At 66.8% G+C, this 21,651-nt stretch carries 22 protein-coding genes; 11 read left to right on the top strand and 11 right to left on the bottom strand.

The features are described from left to right. Positions 1-15: 15 nt before the first annotated feature. A complete protein-coding gene (locus ACP156_RS17050; RefSeq protein WP_425052562.1) occupies positions 16-765 on the top strand; it encodes a rhomboid family intramembrane serine protease in 750 nt (249 codons plus the stop codon). Between the two features lie 3 nt (positions 766-768). Next, positions 769-1,137 (top strand): GFA family protein, encoded by a 369-nt coding sequence (locus ACP156_RS17045; RefSeq protein ID WP_425052561.1) that lies wholly within the window; start codon positions 769-771, stop codon positions 1,135-1,137. A 35-nt stretch (positions 1,138-1,172) separates the two neighbouring features. On the opposite strand, the gene ACP156_RS17040 is transcribed toward ACP156_RS17045, so the two are convergent. The 3 genes from ACP156_RS17040 to ACP156_RS17030 form a co-directional block, all read right to left on the bottom strand. Further along, positions 1,173-1,358: a hypothetical protein gene (locus ACP156_RS17040; RefSeq protein ID WP_425052560.1), complete on the bottom strand. Its 186-nt coding sequence runs from the start codon at positions 1,356-1,358 to the stop codon at positions 1,173-1,175. Positions 1,359-1,453: 95 nt separating this feature from the next. Next, the gene (locus tag ACP156_RS17035; protein ID WP_425052559.1) at positions 1,454-2,242 is read right to left on the bottom strand and encodes an inositol monophosphatase family protein; all 789 of its coding nucleotides are present in this window, start codon (positions 2,240-2,242) and stop codon (positions 1,454-1,456) included. Positions 2,243-2,527: 285 nt separating this feature from the next. Beyond that, positions 2,528-3,463, bottom strand: a complete 936-nt coding sequence (locus ACP156_RS17030; protein WP_425052558.1) for a LysR family transcriptional regulator — start codon at positions 3,461-3,463, stop codon at positions 2,528-2,530. 98 nt (positions 3,464-3,561) lie between these two features. Between ACP156_RS17030 and metF the strand changes: the two genes are divergently transcribed. The 3 genes from metF to ACP156_RS17015 all read left to right on the top strand — a co-directional run bounded on the left by metF (position 3,562) and on the right by ACP156_RS17015 (position 6,370). Next, complete coding sequence (metF, locus tag ACP156_RS17025; protein WP_425052557.1) at positions 3,562-4,428, top strand: methylenetetrahydrofolate reductase [NAD(P)H]; 867 nt, start codon at positions 3,562-3,564, stop codon at positions 4,426-4,428. A 74-nt stretch (positions 4,429-4,502) separates the two neighbouring features. Beyond that, the gene (locus ACP156_RS17020; protein WP_425052556.1) at positions 4,503-4,994 is read left to right on the top strand and encodes a PaaI family thioesterase; all 492 of its coding nucleotides are present in this window, start codon (positions 4,503-4,505) and stop codon (positions 4,992-4,994) included. Positions 4,995-5,155: 161 nt separating this feature from the next. Continuing rightward, positions 5,156-6,370, top strand: coding sequence for a DegT/DnrJ/EryC1/StrS family aminotransferase (locus ACP156_RS17015; RefSeq protein WP_425052555.1), 1,215 nt, complete (start codon positions 5,156-5,158; stop codon positions 6,368-6,370). A 440-nt stretch (positions 6,371-6,810) separates the two neighbouring features. Here the strand turns inward: ACP156_RS17015 and ACP156_RS17010 are convergent, their stop codons facing one another. After that, on the bottom strand, positions 6,811-7,782 hold the full coding sequence (locus ACP156_RS17010) for a LysR family transcriptional regulator (protein ID WP_425052554.1): 972 nt from the start codon (positions 7,780-7,782) through the stop codon (positions 6,811-6,813). Positions 7,783-7,891: 109 nt separating this feature from the next. Between ACP156_RS17010 and ACP156_RS17005 the strand changes: the two genes are divergently transcribed. Then, positions 7,892-8,278 carry a GFA family protein gene (locus tag ACP156_RS17005; protein ID WP_425052553.1) on the top strand — a complete coding sequence of 129 codons (387 nt, stop codon included), beginning with the start codon at positions 7,892-7,894 and terminating at the stop codon, positions 8,276-8,278. Here ACP156_RS17005 and ACP156_RS17000 read toward each other — a convergent pair. The 6 genes from ACP156_RS17000 to ACP156_RS16975 all read right to left on the bottom strand — a co-directional run bounded on the left by ACP156_RS17000 (position 8,275) and on the right by ACP156_RS16975 (position 15,502). Then, positions 8,275-10,053 (bottom strand): gamma-glutamyltransferase family protein, encoded by a 1,779-nt coding sequence (locus tag ACP156_RS17000; RefSeq protein ID WP_425052552.1) that lies wholly within the window; start codon positions 10,051-10,053, stop codon positions 8,275-8,277. The genes ACP156_RS17005 and ACP156_RS17000 overlap by 4 nt on opposite strands. 54 nt (positions 10,054-10,107) lie before the next feature. Further along, positions 10,108-10,992, bottom strand: a complete 885-nt coding sequence (locus ACP156_RS16995; protein WP_425052551.1) for a DUF1932 domain-containing protein — start codon at positions 10,990-10,992, stop codon at positions 10,108-10,110. A gap of 41 nt (positions 10,993-11,033) precedes the next feature. After that, positions 11,034-12,248, bottom strand: a complete 1,215-nt coding sequence (locus ACP156_RS16990) for a lytic murein transglycosylase (protein ID WP_425052550.1) — start codon at positions 12,246-12,248, stop codon at positions 11,034-11,036. Positions 12,249-12,407: 159 nt separating this feature from the next. Continuing rightward, positions 12,408-13,280 (bottom strand): BadF/BadG/BcrA/BcrD ATPase family protein, encoded by an 873-nt coding sequence (locus ACP156_RS16985; RefSeq protein WP_425052549.1) that lies wholly within the window; start codon positions 13,278-13,280, stop codon positions 12,408-12,410. Positions 13,281-13,334: 54 nt separating this feature from the next. Then, entirely contained in the window at positions 13,335-14,069 is a 735-nt protein-coding gene (locus ACP156_RS16980) for an SDR family NAD(P)-dependent oxidoreductase (RefSeq protein WP_425052548.1), read from the bottom strand. A gap of 62 nt (positions 14,070-14,131) precedes the next feature. Beyond that, a complete protein-coding gene (locus ACP156_RS16975; RefSeq protein WP_425052547.1) occupies positions 14,132-15,502 on the bottom strand; it encodes a glutamine synthetase family protein in 1,371 nt (456 codons plus the stop codon). A 251-nt stretch (positions 15,503-15,753) separates the two neighbouring features. Between ACP156_RS16975 and rpe the strand changes: the two genes are divergently transcribed. The 5 genes from rpe (at position 15,754) to ACP156_RS16950 (ending at position 18,697) form a co-directional block, all read left to right on the top strand. Continuing rightward, the gene (gene rpe, locus ACP156_RS16970; RefSeq protein WP_425052546.1) at positions 15,754-16,452 is read left to right on the top strand and encodes a ribulose-phosphate 3-epimerase; all 699 of its coding nucleotides are present in this window, start codon (positions 15,754-15,756) and stop codon (positions 16,450-16,452) included. A gap of 143 nt (positions 16,453-16,595) precedes the next feature. Then, the gene (locus ACP156_RS16965) at positions 16,596-17,138 is read left to right on the top strand and encodes a CHAP domain-containing protein (RefSeq protein ID WP_425052545.1); all 543 of its coding nucleotides are present in this window, start codon (positions 16,596-16,598) and stop codon (positions 17,136-17,138) included. 73 nt (positions 17,139-17,211) lie between these two features. Beyond that, positions 17,212-17,769 (top strand): thioredoxin family protein, encoded by a 558-nt coding sequence (locus tag ACP156_RS16960; RefSeq protein WP_425052544.1) that lies wholly within the window; start codon positions 17,212-17,214, stop codon positions 17,767-17,769. Beyond that, entirely contained in the window at positions 17,766-18,428 is a 663-nt protein-coding gene (locus ACP156_RS16955; RefSeq protein ID WP_425052543.1) for an HAD-IA family hydrolase, read from the top strand. Before ACP156_RS16960 ends, ACP156_RS16955 begins: the two co-directional genes overlap by 4 nt. A 98-nt stretch (positions 18,429-18,526) precedes the next feature. Beyond that, the gene (locus tag ACP156_RS16950) at positions 18,527-18,697 is read left to right on the top strand and encodes a hypothetical protein (protein WP_425052542.1); all 171 of its coding nucleotides are present in this window, start codon (positions 18,527-18,529) and stop codon (positions 18,695-18,697) included. Between the two features lie 131 nt (positions 18,698-18,828). Here ACP156_RS16950 and polA read toward each other — a convergent pair whose 3' ends face one another. Continuing rightward, positions 18,829-21,633 (bottom strand): DNA polymerase I, encoded by a 2,805-nt coding sequence (polA, locus tag ACP156_RS16945; RefSeq protein ID WP_425052541.1) that lies wholly within the window; start codon positions 21,631-21,633, stop codon positions 18,829-18,831. Positions 21,634-21,651 lie beyond the last annotated feature (18 nt).

Genomic DNA, 21,651 nt, shown 5'->3' with positions numbered 1-21,651 from the left:
GGCCAAGGTAAGCGCATGTTTCCGATCCGCGATCACAACCCGTCGAACAAGACCCCGTACGTCACCTACGCGCTGATCGCGGTGAACGTGCTGGTGTATCTTGCCACCCTGCCCGCGATGCAGGACCTCGCGTCGCAGCGCAACCTGATGATCGAGTGGTCGCTGATCCCTGCCCGCATTTCGCAGGGCGACGGCTATTACACCCTGATCTCGACCATGTTCATGCACGGCGGGTTCCTGCACCTCGCCGGTAACATGCTGTTTTTGTGGATCTTCGGCGACAACCTCGAAGAAGACTTCGGCCATATCGGCTTCTTGGGGTTCTACCTTGCCAGCGGGCTTGGCGCGGGGCTGGTGCATGTTTTGTCCGCCCCCTACTCGATGGTGCCCACCGTGGGCGCGTCGGGCGCGATCGCCGGGGTGATGGGGGGCTATCTGCTGATGTACCCCAAGGCCAAGGTCGACATCCTTTTCATCTTCGTCGTCATCTTCAAGATCATCCCGGTCCCCGCATGGCTGATGCTGGGCATCTGGTTCGCGCTGCAGTTGTTCAACGGCGTCGGCGCGGATCCCGACATGGGCGGCGTCGCCTACTGGGCGCATGCGGGCGGCTTCATCGTGGGCTTCCTGCTGGTGATCCCGCTGTTCCTTCGCCGGGGCGGCACGTCCTACTGGAGCCGCACCCACGGCCACCCGGACCACCCGGCGGCGAAGTACAAGCTAGAGCGCAGCCACATCCCCACCGTGTCTCGCCGGAAGCGCTAGACCATGGCAGAGACATACCGCCTGTCGTGCCACTGCGGCGCCGTCGCGCTGGAGGTGCAGCCGAAACAGGCGCTTGCGGACGCGAAGCGCTGCGACTGCTCGTACTGCCGCCGTCGCGGCGCGCCGATGCTGGCGGTGCCGCTGGACGGGCTGACGGTGTTGAAGGGAGAAGACGCACTGACGCTGTACCAGTTCGGAACGCATACGGCGCGGCACTGGTTCTGCTCGGTCTGCGGGATCTACACGCACCACCGCCGCCGCTCGAACCCGAACGAATACGGCATCAATCTGGGCGCGCTGGAGGGTGTGAACCCCAGCGACTTCCCCGAGTTCGGCTGGAACGACGGCGTAAATCACCCGTCGGACCGCTAGGCGGTCCGCGCCGCATCCGGCGCGGAGAAGTTCGCTTAGTAAGTCGTCTTCACGCCCTGCGTCGACATGTGGTCGCCGATGCGCTCGCCATAGTCGTGGGTATCGTTTCCGATCCACCCGAATGCGGAAATGCAAAGGCCGACGATCGCTGCGGTAATCACTACCCAATCGACAGTCACGGCGCCATTTTCGTCGCGAAGGAATTTCATAATCTGAGTCATGGGCACACTCACTTGGAAGGTCTGGGAAGTTTCTGACCTTCAAATGTGGCCTGATTGGGGAACGCTACGTCAATTTGTGCGGCCCGCCCGGCGCGTCACCCCTTCCGGATGACGCCCGCGAACTGGTCGAAAATGCGCTCGTTGCCGCAGATCACATCGCCGTCTTCCAGCATGTTTCCGTCCTCGGCGATGGCGTGAACGAATCCCCCGGCCTCGCGTACGATGACCACGCCGGCGGCCATGTCCCACGCGTTGATGCCCCGCTCCCAGTAGCCGTCCAGACGACCGGCCGCGACATAGGCCATGTCCAGCGCGGCGGCGCCCCAGCGGCGCACCCCGGCGCAGACCGGCAGCAGACGGCCAAGGTCATGCATCACGGCGGGCAGTTCCGGACGCCCGCCGAACGGCAGTCCGGTGGCGAAGATCGACTCGATCATCTTGTGACGCCCGGACACCCGCAGACGGCTTTCGTTCATCCACGACCCGGCGCCCTTCTCGGCCCAGTAGAGTTCATCCTTGGCCGCGTCGAAGATAACGCCCGCGACGATTTCTCCCTTATGTTCCAACGCGATGGAAACCGCCCAATGCGGCAGGCCGTGCAGGAAGTTGGTGGTGCCGTCCAGCGGGTCGACGATCCAGCGGCGGGTCGGGTCGGCGCCCTCTTCCGGCTTGCTCTCCTCGCCCAGCCAGCCATAGTTCGGGCGGGCCGACATAAGCTCGTCGCGGATGATCTTCTCGGCCGCGATATCGGCACGGCTGACGAAGTCCCCCGCACCCTTCATCGAGACCTGCAGGTTCTCGACCTCGCGGAAGTCCTTCACCAGGCTCCGCCCCGCCTTGCGCGCGGCCTTGATCATCAGATTGATATTGGCGCTGCCCTGCATGTCATCCGGCTCCTTGAAGGTCAGGCCGCGACATAGGCCAGAGGCGCGGCGATGTGAAGGGCGCATGCGCGCGGAACACGGTGGGAATCCGGCCGCCGCACCGTCTGTTTCGCCAATTACTTAACATTGGAACGATCTTTCGCGCCCCCGCCGATCCGCGCATCACCCCGGCGGATTCGCCCGAATCGTCCCCCGAAGCGGGGGGCTTTCCGCCCCCCTGCTGCCTGCGGCAGCTCCCCCCGAGGATATTTGCAGGACCAAAGAAGCCCCAGCCGCCGAATTGTTTCAGGCAGACGGGGCCGCCGATTTCGTCAGATCGCCTCTTTGCAGCCGGACCGGCACAGTCCGGGCCAGTTTCAGCAGGTGCGACATGAACGGACGCGCCGTGTCTTCGGCCCGCGTCGCGGCGTACAGGCGGCGGGTCAGGCCGGCCTTGGTGATCGGGCGGGTGACATAGTCGGAATGATACCGCACCTCGCGCACCACCCAGTCCGGCAGCACCGCGACACCTCGGTTCGAGGCGACCAGCAGCAGGATCACCGCCGTCAGTTCGACCTGCCGCACCGCGCGCGGTTCGACCTTGGCGGGGGTCAGAAGCTGGCTGAACACGTCCAGCCGCGCGCGGTCCACCGGATAGGTGATCAGCGTCTCGCCCCGGAAGTCCTCGGCCTCGACATAGTCCTTCTGCGCCAGCGGATGCTGCGACGAGGCGACGAAGACGGGCTCATAGTCGAACAGCGGCGTGAAATCGACGTCGCTGATGGTTTCCGGGTCGGAAGATACAACAAGATCAACCTCTTCCCGCTTCAGTGCGGGCAGCGCATCGAAGGCGAGGCCGGGGCGGATATCGACATCCACATCGGGCCAGGCCTGCCGGAACTGCTCGAGCACCGGGAACAGCCATTCGAAACAGGCGTGGCACTCGATCGCGATGTGCAACCGGCCCGAGCGCCCGGACTCCAAAGCCAGGAACTCGTCCTCCAGCGCCTCGATCTCGGGCAGGATGCGCTCGGCGAGACGCAGCAGCTTCATGCCCGCGGGCGACAGCCGCAGCGGCTTGGTGCGGCGCACGAACAGTTCCACCCCCGCCTGTTCCTCCAGCCCCTTCACCTGATGCGACAGGGCGGACTGGGTGATGTTCATCAGCTCGGCCGCGCGCGCGAGACCGCCCGCCTCGTGGATCGCCTTGATGGTCCGAAGATGCCGGAATTCGAGATGCAACCTAGCGCTCCGCTCATAACCTTCTTGAGGATTATGAATTTGTCTCACGTCACCGGAAAACTTACAACTGGTTCCAGTACCGATCACAGGATTACGCCATGTCTGCGCCTCGCCTTTCTTTCGAGTTCTTCCCGCCCCAGTCGCTGGAGGCGTCCTTTCGCCTCTGGGATACCGTCCGCACGCTGTCGCCGCTGGCGCCCGAGTTCGTGTCAGTGACCTATGGCGCAGGGGGAACCACCCGCGACCTGACGCATGACGCGGTCAAGACGATCCACAATCACTACGGCCTGAACGTCGCAGCCCACCTGACCTGCGTGGAAGCGACGAAGGCCGAGACGATGGAAATCTGCGACCGCTACGCCGAAGCCGGCGTGACCGAGATCGTCGCGCTGCGGGGCGACCCGCCGAAAGGCGCAGGCGCCTTCACCCCGCATCCCGACGGCTTCGCCGACAGCTGCGAGCTGATCTCGGCGCTGGCGGACACCGGCAAGTTCAAGATCCGCGTCGGCGCCTACCCGGATCCGCACCCCGAAGCCGCCTCGGACACCGCCGACATCGACTGGCTCAAGCGCAAGATCGACGCCGGCGCGACCTCGGCCATCACGCAGTTCTTCTTCGAGGCGGACACGTTCTTCCGCTTCCGCGACCGCTGCGCCGCCGCCGGCATCGACGCCCAGATCATCCCCGGCATCCTGCCGGTCGAGAACTGGAAGGGCGTCAAGAAATTCGCCGACCGCTGCGGCGCGCATGTGCCCCAGTGGGTGATCGAGGCGTTCGAGAAGGCCGAGCGCGACGACCGTCACGACCTGCTGGCCGTGTCGCTGTGCAGCGAACTGTGCACCGACCTGCTGGAAGGCGGCGTCGAGGACCTGCACTTCTACACCCTGAACAAGCCGCACCTGACCCGCGAAGTGGCGCATGCGCTTGGCGTGGTTCCGCAGGCGACGCTCCGCGACGTCGCGTAACGGCGGCATCCCGGCGTTGCCGGGGTTTCCGGATCGGCACTAGGCTTCGGTCGTCACCGACCGGAGCCTTTTTCATGAACGCCTTCGCCGCCGCCTCGCCCGACCAGCTGGCCACCCTCGCGCAACTGACTTCGATGTCGGGGCTCGAGTTCATGCGGGCCGTCGCCCGGGGTGAGATCGCGGGCGCGCCTATCGCGGGCACGCTCAACATCGACATCGATCTGGTCGAGGATGGCCGCGTGCTGTTTCGCGGCACCCCCGCGTTCGGCGCGCTGAACCCGATGGGGACGGTGCATGGCGGCTGGTACGGCACCCTGCTGGACAGCTGCATGGCCTGCGCCGTGATGACCAAGGTGCCCCAGGGCCAGATCTACACGACGCTGGAGTACAAGGTGAACATCGTCCGCCCCCTGCCCCTTGGCATGACCGTTCTGGCCGAGGGCCGGGTGCAGCACGCGGGCCGCTCCACCGGGATCGCCATGGGCGAATTGCGGGGCGAACAGGATGGCCGGATCTATGCCACAGGCTCGACCACCTGCATCATCATGACGCCCGGCAAGGGCTGATACCCCTAAATATTGCGGTTTTGTGACAGCGAACCGGGAAGACGTTGTGGCTTTCCGGCCCGGACGGCACGTTTTCGCCCACCCCGGCGGGGAAAGGGCCTTCCCTTTTTGGGCCCTGCTTTGTAGTCTTTCCGAAGGTAGTTTTCGGAAAAGGTGAAAACATGACGGCAGCCCCCAACGTCTATGACGCCGAGCCAATTCCTGATTCCGCCCGCGCCGAGATCGAGCGGCTGCTGCAAAGCGGAGACCTGTTTCGCTACACCGATCCGGGCGACAGTCCCGTGGCCCTGCTGGAGCGTGAGTTCGCGGATGCCGTCGGCGCCAAATACGCGCTTGCCGTGGCCTCGTGCTCGGCAGCGCTGTTCCTTTCGCTGAAGGCGCTGGACCTGCCGCGCGGCGCGAAAGTCCTGATCCCCGCCTTCACCTTCGGCGCCGTCCCCTCGTCCATCGTCCACGCCGACTGCGTGCCGGTGCTGTGCGAGGTGAAGGCGAACTACCGCATCGACATCGCCGACTTCGAAGCCAAGCTCGACCAGGTCGACGCGGTCATGATCAGCCACATGCGCGGCCACACCAGCGACATGGACGCGATCATGGCGCTTGCCGAACAGCGCGGCCTGCCGGTGATCGAGGACGCGGCCCACTCGCTGGGCACCACCTGGCACGGCAAGACCATCGGCACACTGGGCCGCATCGGCTGTTTCTCGTTCCAAAGCTACAAGCTTCTCAACTCGGGCGAAGGCGGCATCCTGATCACCGACGATCCGGAACTGATCGCCCGCGCCGTGATCATGTCCGGCGCCTACGAGCATAACTGGAAGAAGCACAAAGGCCCGCGCGGCGAGAACTCGCCCGAACTGGAACAGGCCTTTGCCCGCTGGCAGAACAAGCTGCCGCTGTACAACACCCGCCTCGGCAACCTGTCGGCCGCCATCGTCCGCCCGCAGATCGCCGAGATCCCGCGCCGCGTCCGCGACGGCCGCCGCAACCACGACTATGTCGCGGCCGCCCTGAACAAGAGCGACTGGCTGACCGTGCCCGACAAGCTGGGCCCGGAAGAGCGTGCGCCGGACTCGATCCAGTTCAACCTTGTCGGCATGACCGATGACGAGGCGCGCGCCTTCCAGAACGCCGCCGCCGCGCGGGGTGTGAAGGTGCAGATCTTCGGCATGTCCACCGACAATGCCCGCGCCTTCTGGAACTGGCAGTTCCTTGGCGAGGTGCCCGAGCTTCCGCAGACCCGCACGATGCTGATGCGGGCCTGCGACGCCCGCCTGCCTGCCCGGCTGACCCGCGCGGACTGCGATTTCGTCGCGAACGCGCTGACTGCTGCCGCCGAGGACGTGAAAAGCCCGGAACTGGCCTACGGAACCTGACCCGCGCGGCGCTGCCGCGCCACGGTTACAGACACGCGAAGCCGGGGGCTCACCCCGGCTTCTTCTCTTTCCAAGTACCTCGGGGGGCTGTGCCCGGCACAGCGGGGGCAGAGCCCCCTCCTGCCTCTGCAGCCGACGTGCCGTGGTCTCCGGTATTGCAAGATGGGATGGAACGCGTTCCACGGTTTTCCGGGGTGAAGATGGGGTGAAACCGCCGTTGGATACCCCTCCACCCCGTCATCAGGCCAATGTATGATGGAGTTCCACCCCATCGACGAAACCGCCGTTGGATACCCTTCCACCCCGTCAACGTGCCAATGTAGGATGGGGTTTCACCCCATCGACGGAACCGCCGTTGGATAGCGTTTCACCCAATCTCCCCACCAGACCCGTCCGAAACCTCCGACAGGCGCCCTATCTTCCACGGGCAACGCTCCGCTCTACCGCCCCTCGACCCGCAATTCTCCCTCCAGCCACGGCATCCGCTCGATGGCGGGCGCGACGATCAGGTCGCGAAGGTAGCCGCGCAGGGTCTCGGCGGTGCGGGCGGGGATATCCTCCATCACGCCGCGCCGCGCGGTCAGCGAGATGCGGCGGGACAGCGGAGCGAAGGGCAAGGGCATGACGTCCGCCTGATCGCGGAACCGGGCGGCGTGCAGGAAGCCCAACGGCGTCAGGATCGTCCACCCCTCGCCCGCCGCGACCATCGCCATGATGGCGTGATAGCTGTCCAACTCGAACCGGTGCGACAGCCGGAAGTTCTGCTGCGCAAGATGCGAGGCGATGACCCGGCCCATGTGGTGACGTTCCGTGTACAGGATCAGCGGCATCTGCCGCAGCACCGCCATCAGGTCCGCGCCCTCGGCCACCGCGCCCTTGGGAACGGCGGCGACGAAGGGCTCGGTCAGGACCGGGTGCACCTCCATCCATGCGGCCTCGGCCCCCATCTCGGCGGCGATGATCATGTCCAGCGCGCGGGTTTCCAGCTTGTCGATCAGCCGGTGCGAGGCGCCGGTCTCCAGCAGGAACTGACAGCCCGTCATCTCTTGCGACAGGTCGCGCAACAGGCGCGGCGTCACCTCGGCGTCGAAATCCTCGATCACGCCGATCCGCAGCCGGGTCAGCATCCGGGGATCGCGCCGGGCCAGTTCCGCCTTGGCGCGCGCCGCCTCGTTCAGGATTGCCTGCGCCCGGCGCAGGAACAGGTTCCCGGCGGGTGTCAGGCTCATCGGTCTCTCGTTTCGGTTGAGAAGCGCGGTGCCCAGCGCGGCCTCGAGGTTGGTCAGCTGCTGGCTCACCGACGACGGGCTGGCGCCCAGCCGCTGCGCCGCGGCAGAAATCGAAGCCTCTTCCGCCGTCGCGACGAAGACCTCGATATGCCAAAGCGTTATGCGTCCTGCCGTCTCGGCCATCGCGTCCCGTCCGTCTGCGTTCGCCGCAGACGCTAAGGCCATTGCCCCCGTTTCGCAACGCGGACATTCTGAGGGCGACGCAACTTGAGGCGGCACAGGGGAGACTGCGATGATCGAGGGGAAGGGCCGCTGCCTGTGCGGGCGGGTCACCTACAAGTTCGACCCGGAGGCGGTGTTGTGGCAGGGCCATTGCCACTGCGAAAGCTGCCGCCGCGCCTGTTCGGCCCCGATGACGACCTTCTTCGGCGTCCGCGATTCCGCATGGCGCTGGTCTGGCGAACCCCCTGCGGTCTTCGCCAGCTCACCGGGGGTGCATCGGTTCTTCTGCGACCGCTGCGGCAGCCAGATGGCCTATCGGACAGAACAGAGCCCGGGCGAGATCCACGGCTATTCCGCCAGTCTCGACGCGCCGGAACAGGCGGAGCCCGCCAACCACGACCACGCGGACGAGCAGTTGCCGTGGCTGCATCTGGCCGACGACCTGCCTCGCGCTTAGCGCCCGACCGCGTAGGCCTGCATCAGCCGCGCGGTGGCGGCACCGTGCAGCATACCGTCCGCGTCGCGGGCGGCGGCGGTGAGGCGGCCAACGTCCCACGGACCGGAAATCTCCAGCCTGTGCCCCTTGGCCCGCAAAGCCTCGATTGTTTCGCGCGCGAAACGTTCTTCCACCTTCAGATGCCCCGGATTGACGTTTCTCGGGTAAAAGCTCGCCTGCAGGTGATCGGTGTAGAACAGCGGCGCGTCGATGGCCTGCTGCATCGTCATCCCGTGGTGAACGTGGCGCAGGAAGAACATCAGTTGCCACTGGTCCTGCTGGTCGCCGCCGGGGGTGCCATAGGACAGCCAGCGGCCGTTCTCGTCGCGCGCCAGTGACGGCGACAGCGTGGTGCGCGGACGGCGCCCGGGGGCAAGCGAGGTCGGCAGGCCCTCATCCAGCCAGAACATCTGCGCCCGCGTTCCCAGCGGCACGCCAAGGCCGGGGATCACCGGGTTCGATTGCAGCCAGCCGCCCGAGGGCGTGGCCGAGACGATGTTGCCCCAGCGGTCGATCACGTCGAGATGCACCGTGTCGCCCCGGCGTTCCGACAGATGCGCCATGGTCGGCTCTCCCGCGCCGGTGCCCGGCCCCGCCGCATAGTCCGTCGCGGCGCGGCGCAGGAAGGCGTCGGCAAGCTGTTCGTAGCCCGGGATCGCGCCGGGGCGGTGGTCAAGGCTGGCGCTGTCGCCGATGTCGGCGCGGCGGGTGGCGGCATAGGCTTTGTCCAGCAGGGTTGCCGCCGGAATATCGCCGTCGCCGTAATAGGCTTCGCGGTCGGCAAACGCGCGTTTCAAAGCTTCGGTCGTCAGGTGAACGAACTCTGGCCCCAGTGGGTCGAGGCCGGAGAGATCGTCGTTTTCCAACATGTTAAGCGCCTGAAGCTGCACCGGCCCCTGCGACCAGAAGCCGGGCTTGTGCACCTCCCAACCGTGGTGGGTGGTAAAGGCGGTGGCCTCGTAGCCTGCGCGCCAGCCTGCCATGTCGTCAGCGGTCAGCACGCCGGGGCGGCGGTCGCCCTCGGCGTCCATCACGCGGGCGTCGCGCAGGTAGGTGTCGATCGCTTCGGCCACGAAGCCTTCGGCGAAGGTGCGACGGGCGGTTTCGATCTGGGCCTCGCGGCCAGTCGCGGTCTCGGCCTCGTCCAGCAGACGCGACCAGAAGGCGGCAAGCGCCGGATTGCGAAACAGGCGGCCGGGTTCGGGCACCGCGCCGCCCGGAAGCCACGTTTCGGCAGAGGTGGGCCATTCGGCGCGGAAGAAGTCCGCGAGCCCCGCGATGGCGCTGCACATGCGGGCCAGCGCCGGGTGGCCGTGTTCCGCGTAGTGGATCGCGGGCTCCATTACCGCGCGCAGCGGCAGGCGTCCGTGGTCGCGCAGCAGAAGCATCCACGCGTCGAACGCGCCGGGGACGCAGGCGGCAAGCAGGCCGGATCCGGGGATACGGTTCAGCCCCTCGGAACGGTATCGCTCGATCGTGGCGGCGGCGGGGGCCGGGCCCTGCCCGCAGATGACGGTGGGCTGGTCCGCGCCAGCAGGGCGCAGCAAAAGCGGCATGTCGCCGAGCGGCCCGTTCAGGTGGGGTTCCACCACGTTCAGCGTAAACCCCGCGGCGGCGGCAGCATCGGCCGCAGTGCCGCCCTGTTCCAGCAGCTTCATTCCGACCGTCGACGCAATCCAGTGCGTCGTGGCCACCATTCCGAAGGTGCCGGTCAGATCGGGGCGAGTGGTGAACATTAACGGGCCTTCAATTATCGAACATTCTGAGGGGTATTCTGCGCAAAAACCCGGTCATTTCTTTTGAATTTCTGCCAATAGCATCTCTGCAACCGCCGCAGCCCCGACCTCGCGCGGGTTATCTGGCGGCGCTGCCCCGGCCCCGGCAAGACGCCGTTGCCAGCCGACCGTCGCCTGCGCCATCGCAGACGGCAGACCGAGATCGGCGAGGGTCTTGGCGACCTCTTCCATCTCGGCCGCGCGGCGTTCGCCATGCACCATCGCGCGTTCCATGTTGTAGGCCATCTGCCCCGCCCATTCCACGCCGGGATAGTTGTTCGACAGCGACGGCACCACCTCGTCCGCGACGCCCGCCGCGACGGCGGCAAGCGCGCATTCGGCGGACAGCGCCTCGATCCCCTTGATCATCACAGAGCGGATCATCTTGATCGACGAGGCGCGGCCGACCGCCCCCTCGACCACGCGCAGCGACATCGGAAGGGCTTCGAGATCCGCCGCGATACCCTCGGCATGGGGGCCGGAGATCAGCAGCGGCACCATGTTCAGCTTGGGATGCACCGGCGACATGACCGCGACATCGACATAGCGCCCGCCCGCCGCTTCGATCACCCCGGCAGAGATTTCCTTCGACGACGGCGCACAGGAGTTCAGGTCAAGCCAATACGCCCCCTGTGGCATATGCGGCGCGGCGGCGCGGGCGGCCTCGACCGCGCGGTCGGCGGTGACGGTGCAGAACACCAGATCCGCCTCGCCCACCGCGTCGGCTGGGCTGTTGCAGGCGATGACGCCAAGGCTTTCGCACCGGGCGCGCATGGCGTCCGCCGTCGACGGATCGTCCAGCTTCACGTCATAGGCGCGGATGCCGGGATGCGCGCCCGCCCACCCGGTGACAAGCGCGCCTCCGGCCTCGCCCATGCCGATGAATGCGATCCGGGTCATGCGGTGCTCTCCCTGTGTGTGGCCGGCGATTGGACGGACCGTCAGCCTCTGAGCCTTTGCAGCAGGGCCAGCGTCGCCTCGCCCGTGACCGGCAGGCCGTTCGCCGCCTCGTAGGCGCGGATGGCGTCCCGAGTGCCGTTGCCGATCACCCCGTCCGGCGTCCCTGCGTCGTAGCCCGCGACGGTCAGGCGGCCTTGCAGCTCTTTCCGGTCGGCCAGCGACAGGCCCTGCGCGTCGGGCGGGAAGTTGCCCCGCAGCGGGCCGCCGCCATTCAGACGGTCGGACAGGTGCCCCACCGCGATCACGTATTTCTCGGAGTTGTTGTAGCGGGCGATGGCGCCGAAGTTGCGGAAGATCACGAAGGCCGGGCCGCTGGCGCCCGCCGGAACGAGGATCGAGGCGGGCCCGTGGTCGGGGATCGAACCGCCGCTTGCAAGACGGACGCCCTGCCCGTTCCATTCGGCCACCGACCGGTTGCGGCCGCGCCCGGCCTGCCCCGTGTTGAAGCCCGAGGGAAGCGTCACCTCCAGCCCCCACGGCCGGCCGCGCTGCCAGCCCGCGTTCTTCAGGTAGGACGCGGTCGAGGCAAGGCCGTCGGTCGGATCCTCGCTCCAGATGTCGCGGCGGCCATCGCCCCGAAAGTCGACGGCATAGGCTTCGTAAGAGGTCGGGATGAACTGCGTGTGCCCCATCGCGCCGGCCCAGCTTCCGGTCATCCGGTCAACGGTGATGTCGCCGTTTTGCAGGATGCGCAGCGCGGCGATCAGCTGTTGCTCGAAGAACTGGCCGCGCCGCCCGTCGAAGGCAAGCGTCGCCAGCGCCGAGATCACGGGAATATCGCCCATCCGCGCGCCATATCGGCTTTCGACGCCCCAGATCGCGGCGACCACGTGTTTCTCGACGCCGAACCGGGCCTCGACCTCAGCCAGAACCGCCGCGTGCTGGCGCATCTTGGCGCGGCCGACCGAAACGCGTTCGTCGTCCACGGTCAGCGCAAGATAGTCCTGCAACGAGCGGTCGACCTCTGCCTGATTGCGGTCGCGCTCGATCACGCCGGGCAGAAAGCCCGCCCGGCCCAGCGCGGCGTCGAGCGTAGAGCCCGAGATGCCCGCCGACGCGGCGCGGCCCCGGAACGCCGCGATCCACGCGTCGAAGGCGGGGTTGTCGACAGGCCTGTAGGCCGTGGTGGTGGCCGCCGCGCCTGTGGTGAAACGGCTGCCGCCGCCACAGGCGGCCAGCGTGCTGGCGCCCAGCATGAGAAGGACCGCGCGGCGGGACGGAATGGGTGCGGGAGGTTGCATCGGGTGCCCTGTTCTGGTGCTGATTTGCGACTGCTCTAGGCCCAGCATAGCGCGGCCGACCCCGGTCGGTCGAGCCGTCCCGCAAGGTCCCGCGCGGGTTGCCGCCGGGCCGGTTCAGCCCGCCGCCAGCTCGCGCGCCAGCAGCACCGCACCGTCCAGCGACGTGCCGCGCGGCTCCAGCAGGTTGCGGGTCAGCGCGGGCGGCAGGTAGTCGGCGTAATGCGGACCGATGCCGCCGATCAGACAGACCGCCTCGGCATCCGAAGCGCCCATCGCGTTCAGGCCCTCGGCCACCCAGTCGGCGCCCTCCTGCATCAGCCGCCGCGCCACCGGGTCGCCATCCTTCGCCGCGGCCACGATGCGCGGCGCGAGGCGCGCGAATTCGGTCGGCGTGGCGCGCAGCGAGAAGAACACCGCCGCCGCGACGGTGCCGAACTCTGCCAACACGTCCTGAAGCAGCGCCGAGTCCGGGCCCATGTTGTCATGGTGGTCGACCAGCGCGCGCAGCAGGTTCCGCGCGAGCCAAGCGCCCGAGGCCTGATCCGACAGTTGCAGGCCCCAGCCTCCGACGAAGAACCGTTCGGTGCCCGCCTGCCGCCCGAGGAACGAGCCGGTCCCCGTCGCCACAAGGCACCCGTCGCGGCCCCCCAGCGCGCCGGTCATGCCGGTCGGGCGGTCGTCGGTGACACGGACGGTATCGAAGGGCAGCGCGGCGGCGACCCGGTCGCAGGTCGCGGCGTCAATGGCGCCGGCAAGGCCGAACCACGCAGGGCTGGCGGCCAGCGTTCGGGCGTCGATCCCGGCCTTTGCCCGCGCGGTCTCGATCGCCTCGGACAGGTGCTTGAGCGCCTTGTCGAAGTCCGAGGCGACATTCGCCTCGGCGCCTTCGGCCCCCGCCACCACGGTTCCGTCCGTCCGGGCAATCGCCACCCGGCACCCCGTCGCGCCGCCGTCGACGCCGACCACGTATGTGTCAGTGCGTGTCATGGCCGCTCCTTAGTGCAGCGGCGCGGGGTTGGAAACGGGCAACTGGCGCGTGGGTCAGTACGTCGCCCGACCTCCCGACAGGTCGAACACCGCGCCGGTGGTGAACCCGTTCTCGCGGCTGGCGACCCAAGCGATCATCGCGGCGGCCTCGTCCACCTCAAGAAAGCGGCCGCGCGGGATCTTGGACAGCATGAAATCGATGAACTCGGGCTTCATCTGGTCGAAGATCCGGGTCCGCGCGGCGGCGGGCGTGACGCAATTGACCGAGATATCCTCGGACGCCAGTTCCTTGCCCAGCGACTTCGTCAGCCCGATCACCCCCGCCTTCGAGGCGGAATAGGCCGACGCGCCCGGATTGCCTTCCTTCCCCGCGATCGAGGCGATGTTGACGATCCGGCCATAGCCCTGCGCCCGCATCGCGGGCACCACGGCCTTGTTGGCGTGGAACGTCCCCAGCAGGTTGATGTCGATGATCCGCGCGAATTCCTCGGGCGGGTAGTTTTCGACCGTGTCGTTCAGCCCCGCGATACCGGCAGAGTTCACCAGAACGTCGATGCGGCCCTCGGCGGCCAGCGTCGCGTCACGGGCAGCGGCGACGGCGGCCCAGTCGGTGATGTCGACCTGATCGATCCGGGCGCCGTCTAGCGCGCGGGACGTCTCGGCCGCGGCGGCCATGTCCATGTCCCAGATCACGATCCGCGCGCCATGGGCATGCAGAAGCTGGGCCACCGCACGGCCGATGCCCTGTGCGCCGCCGGTTATGACGGCCACCTGTCCTTTGAAATCCATGAAATATCCTCCCGCCGCGGACTGTTCCGTGTCGCGGCGGGATGGTCAAGCGCCCGTGGCGGTCACGACCGTTCGAACCCGCGCGCGACTTCCCAGTCGGTGACGCGGCGGTCGTATTCGGCGACTTCCCACTCGGCGGCGTGCACATAGTGATCGACCACCGCATCGCCCATCGCCGCGCGCAGCATCTTCGATCGGCTCAACAGCTTCGCCGCGTCCCGCAGCGTGCCGGGGATCTGGCGCGCCTTCTTGGCGCCATAGGCGTCGCCGGTGAACTCGGGTTCAAGGTCCAGCCCCTCTTCGATCCCGGCAAGGCCCGCGGCAAGCTGCGCCGCGAAGGCAAGGTAGGGGTTAAGGTCGGCGCCGCCGATGCGGTTCTCGATGCGGATGCCCTTGCCGCCCTCGCCCACCAGCCGGAACCCGGCGGTGCGGTTGTCGCGCGACCAGATCGCCTTGGTCGGCGCGAAGGTGCCCGCGACATAGCGCTTGTAGCTGTTGATGTTGGGCGCAAGGAACACGGTGATGTCGGGGGCGTAAGTCAGAAGCCCGGCGACATACTGCTCCATCAGCTTCGACATGCCGTAGGTCCCGTTCTCGTCCAGAAACGCGGGCTTGCCGTCCTGCGTCCACAGCGACTGGTGCACGTGGCACGAGGACCCGGCGGGCGCGTCGGCGTATTTCGCCATGAACGTCACCGCGTGGCCCGCCTGTAGCGCGATCTCTTTCGTCGCCTCCTTGGTCAGCACGTGGTTGTCCGCGGCGGTCAGGGCATAGGCGTATTTGACGTTGATCTCTTCCTGTCCGGCCCAGGCCTCGCCCTTCGAGTTCTCTACCGGGATGCCCGCGCCGTACAGGCCGTTGCGCAGCGCGCGCATCACAACCTCGTCCCGCTGGGTGGTGAAGATGTGGTAGTCCTCGTTGTACGGGCTGACCGGGTCAAGCTGGCGATAGCCGCCCGCGTGCGCCTCTTCGAAGCTTTGGCGGAACATGTAGAATTCCAGCTCGGACGCCATCATCGCGGTCAGGCCCATGTCCTCCAGCCGCTTCAGCTGCGCCTTCAGGATCGCGCGGGGGCTCATCTCGATGGGCGCGTGACCGTGGTGATCCAGCACGTCGCACAGGACCAGCGCGCAGCCCTCCTGCCACGGGATGCGGCGCAGCGTCGAAAGGTCGGGCTTCATCATGTAGTCGCCATAGCCCTGCGCCCACGACGCCGACTTGAACCCCGGCACCGGCTCCATGTCCATGTCGACGGTCAGCAGGTAGTTGCACGAATGGGTCTCGTGCATCCCCGCTTCAAGGAAGTTCGACACGTGGAACCGCTTGCCCATCAGCCGGCCCTGCATGTCCGTCTGCGCCATGATCACGGTGTCGATCTCGCCAGAGGCGGCCGCGGCCTTCAACTCGTCGAGGGTCAGCGGGGCGTCGGTCATCGGGTCTCTCCTGTCGGTCGGGTCTTGTTGTTTCCGCGACTTGAGCGGAAGCGGGCGCCGATGTCGAGCCTCAGGGCCTGCATCCGGGCGCAACTCTCCTTCTTCGGACGAAAAATATCCTCCGGGGTGAATGCGCCGCAGGCGCAGAGGGGCGGACAGCCCCCTTATTCGGCAGCGCCGATACGCGCCGTCGCTCTGGACCCCTGCCCCGGTTGCCGTTAATCCGCGCGCAGACATCACGGAGGTGCCCCATGTCGTTCGACCGCTCCATCAAGATCGCGCCGTCGATCCTGTCCGCCGACTTCGCCGACTTCGGGCGCGAGATCCGCGCCATCGAGGATCAGGGCGCCGACTGGGTGCATGTGGACGTGATGGACGGGCATTTCGTGCCGAACCTGACCTTCGGGCCGCCCGCCGTGAAGGCGTTCCGCCCGCATGTGAAGACGGTGATGGACGTGCACCTGATGATCGCGCCGGTCGATCCCTATATCGACGCCTTCGCCGAGGCGGGCGCGGACATCCTGACCGCGCATGTCGAGGCCGGACCGCATATCCACCGCACCCTGCAGGCGATCCGCGCGGCGGGGATGAAGGCGGGCGTGGCGCTGAACCCGGGCACCCCGGCAGAGTCGGTGGCGCATCTGCTGGACCTGACCGACCTGATCTGCGTGATGACGGTGAACCCCGGCTTCGGCGGACAGAAGTTCATCGACCTGACCGACAAGGTGCGCAGCCTGCGGGCGATGATCGGCGACCGCCCGGTGCATATCGAGATCGACGGCGGCGTCACGCCGGACACCGCGCCCCTTGTCGCGCGGGCGGGCGCCGACGTTTTGGTCGCGGGCTCTGCCGTGTTCAAGGGCGGCTCTGCCGACAACGCCGCGCCCTATGGCGACAACATCCGCGCGATCCGCGAGGCGGCAGAGCTGGCGACCGGACAGTTCGCTTAACGTTCCGGCAGACGGGCAGCCTGTCGCATGCATTCAAACGAAGGTCGGGCAACAAAAGCTTGATTTTGCCTCTGGATTTGGCATCCTTCCTGTCGAAGATCCGAAAACGGATCGGGGGCGGACCACAACCGGCCGAGGGACAAATGCAGATCGATCACGCTTTCAAGCCGTCACGGCTTCGATTCCCGGCGCTTTGCGCGCTGCTTCTGATGACGGCCGCCTGCGGGCAGGTGAAACGTGAAGACATCCCCGGCCTGAACGGCGAACTCGTCAGCCGCGCGGTCAATATCGCAACCGACATGCGCGCCGCCGGCAAGCGGGTCTGGTGCGTTCCCTTCGCCCGCAATGCCAGCGGCATCGAGATTCGCGGCAATGCCGACACTTGGTGGGGACAGGCCGAGGGCAAGTTCGCGCGCGGGCATACTCCGACCATCGGCGCGGTGATGGCGTTCTCGGGCACCAGCAAGCTGCCGATGGGACATATCGCGGTCGTGTCGAAGGTCGTGTCGGATCGCGAGATCCTGATCCACCACGCCAACTGGCACCGCAACCAGGTCTCGCTGAACATGTCGGTGATCGACGTTTCGCCCGACAACGACTGGTCGCGGGTCCGGGTGATGACCAACCCCGGTTCCTACGGCAGCGTTTACCAGATCGACGGGTTCATCTGGGCGCCGCAGGCCTGACACCGGTATGGGGCGGCTGGCGTAAGTCCACCCCGGCTCTATAGTGCTCCTGCGTGACACGAAGGAGACCGACATGGCCACCACCCCGCCCGTCTGCGATTTCGGCGCCAAGGCGCCCGACTTCACCCTTCCCGGGACCGACGGCAGAACCTATGCGCTGGCGGATATCGCCGGCCCCAAGGGCACGCTGGTCATGTTCATCTGCAACCACTGTCCTTACGTGAAAGCCATCCTCGAACGGCTGATCGTCACCGCGCAGGACCTTCAGACGATGGGGATCGGCGTCGTCGCGATCTGCGCCAACGACGCCACCACCCATCCCGCCGACAGTTTCGAGAACATGAAGGCGCTGGCCGAACGGCACGCCTTTCCGTTCCCTTATCTGCACGACGAGTCGCAGGAGGTCGCGAAGGCCTATGGCGCCGTCTGCACGCCGGATTTCTTCGGCTACAACGCCGATCTCGCGTTGCAGTACCGGGGCCGGCTGGATGACGCAGGAAAGAAGCCCGCGGGCCCGGATACGTCAAGCGACCTGCTGGATGCGATGCACAGGGTAGCCGAGACCGGCACGGGCCCCGAGGCGCAAGTGCCGTCGATGGGCTGCTCGATCAAGTGGAAGGCCGCCGCATGAGCGCCGTGATCTTCGACCTGGACGGCACGCTGATCGACGCGACCAAGGACATCCACCTGTGCGCCACCCGGATGCTCGAGGCCGAGGGGCTGCCGGTGCTGTCCGAAGAGGTCGTCAAGAGCTTCGTCGGCAACGGTCTGGGGCAGCTGATCGACCACTGCATCGCCGCGCAGGGGCTGGAGGCGACGCGCGAGCGCCACGACCGGATGTATGCCGAGTTCCACAAGCATTACGAGACGGCGGTCGAGAACACGAAGGTCTACCCCGGCGTGTTCGAGGCGCTGGACCGGCTGAAGGACGACGGCTATCGGCTGGCGCTTTGCACCAACAAGCCCGAGGGCCCGGCCCGCGCGGTGACGGCGCATCTGGGGCTCGACCGCTATTTCGACGCTTGGGCCTTCGGCGACGGCCCCTACCCGCGCAAGCCCGACGCCGCCGCCGCGCGCCACGTGATCGACCAGTTGCATGCACGCCGGTTCCTGTTCGTCGGCGACAGCGCGGTGGACGCCGGCACGGCCCGCAACGCCAAGCTGCCCTTCGCGCTGTACACGGAAGGCTTCCGGAAAGAGCCGATCGAACAGCTGACCCATGCGGCGGTGTTCTCGGACTACGCGGACCTGCCGGGGATCGCGGCACGGTTCGCGCCCCGGCCAGAGTAAGGCGGCGCGGCCGCAGGGACGTCGCCCGGCTTTACGAGACGCGGCGTCAATGGGCCGCGGGCTTTACTCGCCCTCGGAAACGAGTCAGAATTTTTATCATGATAAATACGAAACGCATGCCCGGCGCCACGCGGGGCGCCTACTCACTCGCCGCGAAAATCTGGAACGTCCTCAACCCCGCCGAACCGACCCCGCGCTTTCTTGTTGGCTTCATGGCCTGCGCGATCTTCATCTTCGCGGCGGGACTCGCCATCGGCGGTCACAAATAGCGACAGCGTCGCGTCGCGACATTGGGCTCTCGTCACAACATAACCGAACAAGACTTGGGATAACCCACAGGATTTTCTAGAAAATCCTGGGCGGCACGATCTTCTAGAAGATCGTGCCTTCGGCCCCGGCCCTAGTGCGCTTCGGCCCAGTTGGCGCCCTGCCCGGCGTCGACCACCAGCGGCACCGCCAGCTTCACCGCCGGGTCCGCCGCGCCTTCCATGACCTCGCGGACGCGGTCTATGACCTTGTCCTCGGCGCCCTCGTCCACCTCGAAGATCAGTTCGTCGTGAACCTGCAACAGCATCCGCGCGGGCAGCCCTTCGATCGCCGGGTCCATCCGGGCCATCGCGCGGCGGATGACGTCGGCGGCGGTGCCCTGAATCGGGGCGTTGATCGCCGCGCGCTTTGCGAAGCCCGCGTGCGGGCCCTTGGCGTTGATCTCGGGCGTGTGGATGCGGCGGCCGAACAGGGTCGAGACGTAGCCGTGTTCCTTGGCGAACTTCACCGTCGCGTCCATGTAGTCGCGGATGCCCGGAAAGCGTTCGAAGTAGCGGTCGATGAAGCCCTGCGCCTCGGCGCGCGGGATGCGCAGGTTGCGGGCAAGGCCGAACCCCGAGATGCCATAGATCACACCGAAGTTGATCGCCTTGGCCTGCCGGCGGATCTCGGGCGTCATCTCGTCCAGCGGCACGTTGAACATTTCGGACGCGGTGGCCGCGTGAATGTCCTGCCCCGCCGCGAAGGCCTCTTTCAGCGCCTCGATATCGGCGATGTGGGCGAGGATGCGCAATTCGATCTGGGAATAGTCGAGCGACAGCAGGGTCTTGCCCTCGGCCGCGACGAACGCCTCGCGGATGCGGCGGCCTTCTTCCGAGCGGACGGGGATGTTCTGAAGGTTGGGATCGGTTGAGGCAAGACGCCCGGTGTTCGCGCCCGCGATGGAATAGGACGTGTGTACCCGCCCGGTGTCGGGGTTGATGTGTTCCTGCAGGGCGTCGGTGTAGGTCGACTTCAGCTTCGACAGCTGCCGCCAGTCCAACACCCGCGCCGGCAGGTCGTGTTCCGTCGCGAGGTCTTCCAGCACATCGGCGGGCGTCGACCATGCGCCGGTCTTGCCCTTCTTGCCTCCCGGAAGGCTCATCTTGTCGAACAGGATCTCGCCCAGTTGCTTCGGCGAGCCGACGTTGAATTTCTCGCCCGCGAGTTCGTGAATCTCGTCCTCAAGCTGCGCCATCTTCTGCGAGAAGGCGTTGGACATGCGCGACAGCGTATCGCGGTTCACCTTGATGCCCGTCATCTCCATCCGCTTCAGCACCGGCACCATCGGGCGTTCCAGCGTTTCGTAGACGGTTGTGACGCGGGCGCGGTGCAGTTGCGGCTTGAACAGCTGCCACAGACGCAGGGTGATATCGGCGTCTTCGGCGGCGTATTTCACCGCCTCTTCGATGGGGACCTGCGCGAAGGTGATCTGCGACTTGCCGGAGCCGATCAACTCTTTGATCGGGATCGGCTGGTGGCCAAGGTATTTCTCGGACAGCAGGTCCATGCCGTGACCATGCTCGCCGCCATGCATCGCGTAGGACATCAGCATGGTGTCGTCGATCGGCGTGACCTCGACCCCGTAGCGGGAAAAGATCTTGGCGTCGTATTTCATGTTCTGGCCGATCTTCAGGACAGCGTCGTCCTCCAGCACCGGCTTCAGCAGTTCGAGCGCGCGGTTCAGGTCCATCTGCCCCTCGGCCAGCGCGCCGTCGTCGAACAGCCCGCCATCGCCGGACACCTTGTGGGTCAGCGGGATGTAGCAGGCCTGCCCCGGCGTGACCGACAGCGAGATGCCCACCAGGTCGGCGCGCATCTCGTTCAGGCCCGTCGTCTCGGTGTCGACGGCGACCCAGCCGCACTGGTTGATGCGGTCGATCCAGACCTGCAACGCCGCCTCGTCCTTCACCCACTCGTAGTCCTCGGGCTTGAACGGCACCGCCTCGGGCGCGGGGCCCGCGTCTTCGGTGGGGGCGGCGATGGGCGTGTCCTCGATCACCGGCGCCTCGGCGCCCAGCGCATCGGCCACGCGCTTGGTGATGGTGCGGAACTCCATCTCGGCCAGCCACTTCAGCAGCGTGTCCGAGTCGGGGTCTTTGACTTCAAGCTCGTCCAGCGTCGCCTCAACCGGCATCTCGCAATCAAGCGTCACCAGCTTCTTGGACAGCTCGATCTGTTCGCGGTTCTCGATCAGGGTCTGACGGCGTTTGGGTTGCTTGATCTCTTCGGCGCGGTCCAGCAGCGTTTCCAGATCGCCGTACTCGTTGATCAGCAGCGCGGCGGTCTTGATGCCGATGCCGGGCGCGCCCGGCACGTTGTCGACCGAGTCGCCCGCCAGCGCCTGCACGTCGATCACCCGCTCGGGGCCGACGCCGAACTTCGCCTCGACCTCTTCCGGGCCGATGCGGGTGTTCTTCATGGCGTCGAACATCTCGACCCCGCCGCCGACCAGCTGCATCAGGTCCTTGTCGGACGAGATTATGGTGACGCGCCCGCCCGCCTCGCGCGCCTGACAGGCGAGCGTGGCGATGATGTCGTCGGCCTCGTAGCCTTCCTGTTCGAGGCAGGCGATGTTGAAGGCGCGGGTGGCGTCGCGGGTCAGCGGGATCTGCGGGCGCAGGTCCTCGGGCATCTCGTCCCGGTTCGCCTTGTATAGGTCGTACATGTCGTTGCGGAACGTGTGGCTGCCCTTGTCGAACACCACGGCCACATGGGTCGGCGCGTCGGGGCCCTTGTTGTCCTCGACCATCTTCCAGATCATGTTGACGAACCCGCTCACCGCGCCGATGGGCAGCCCGTCGGACTTGCGCGTCAGCGGCGGCAGCGCATGAAACGCCCGGAAGATGAAGGCAGAGCCGTCGATCAGATGAAGGTGACAACCTTTGCCGAATGCCATGAACGGGCCCCCTGTTCG

The organism is Psychromarinibacter sp. S121 (assembly GCF_049801035.1).
In the GTDB taxonomy this organism is placed as follows: Bacteria; Pseudomonadota; Alphaproteobacteria; order Rhodobacterales; family Rhodobacteraceae; genus Psychromarinibacter.
The sequence above is the reverse complement of the archived record's forward strand: the minus strand, read 5'-3'. Positions and strand labels throughout refer to the sequence as shown.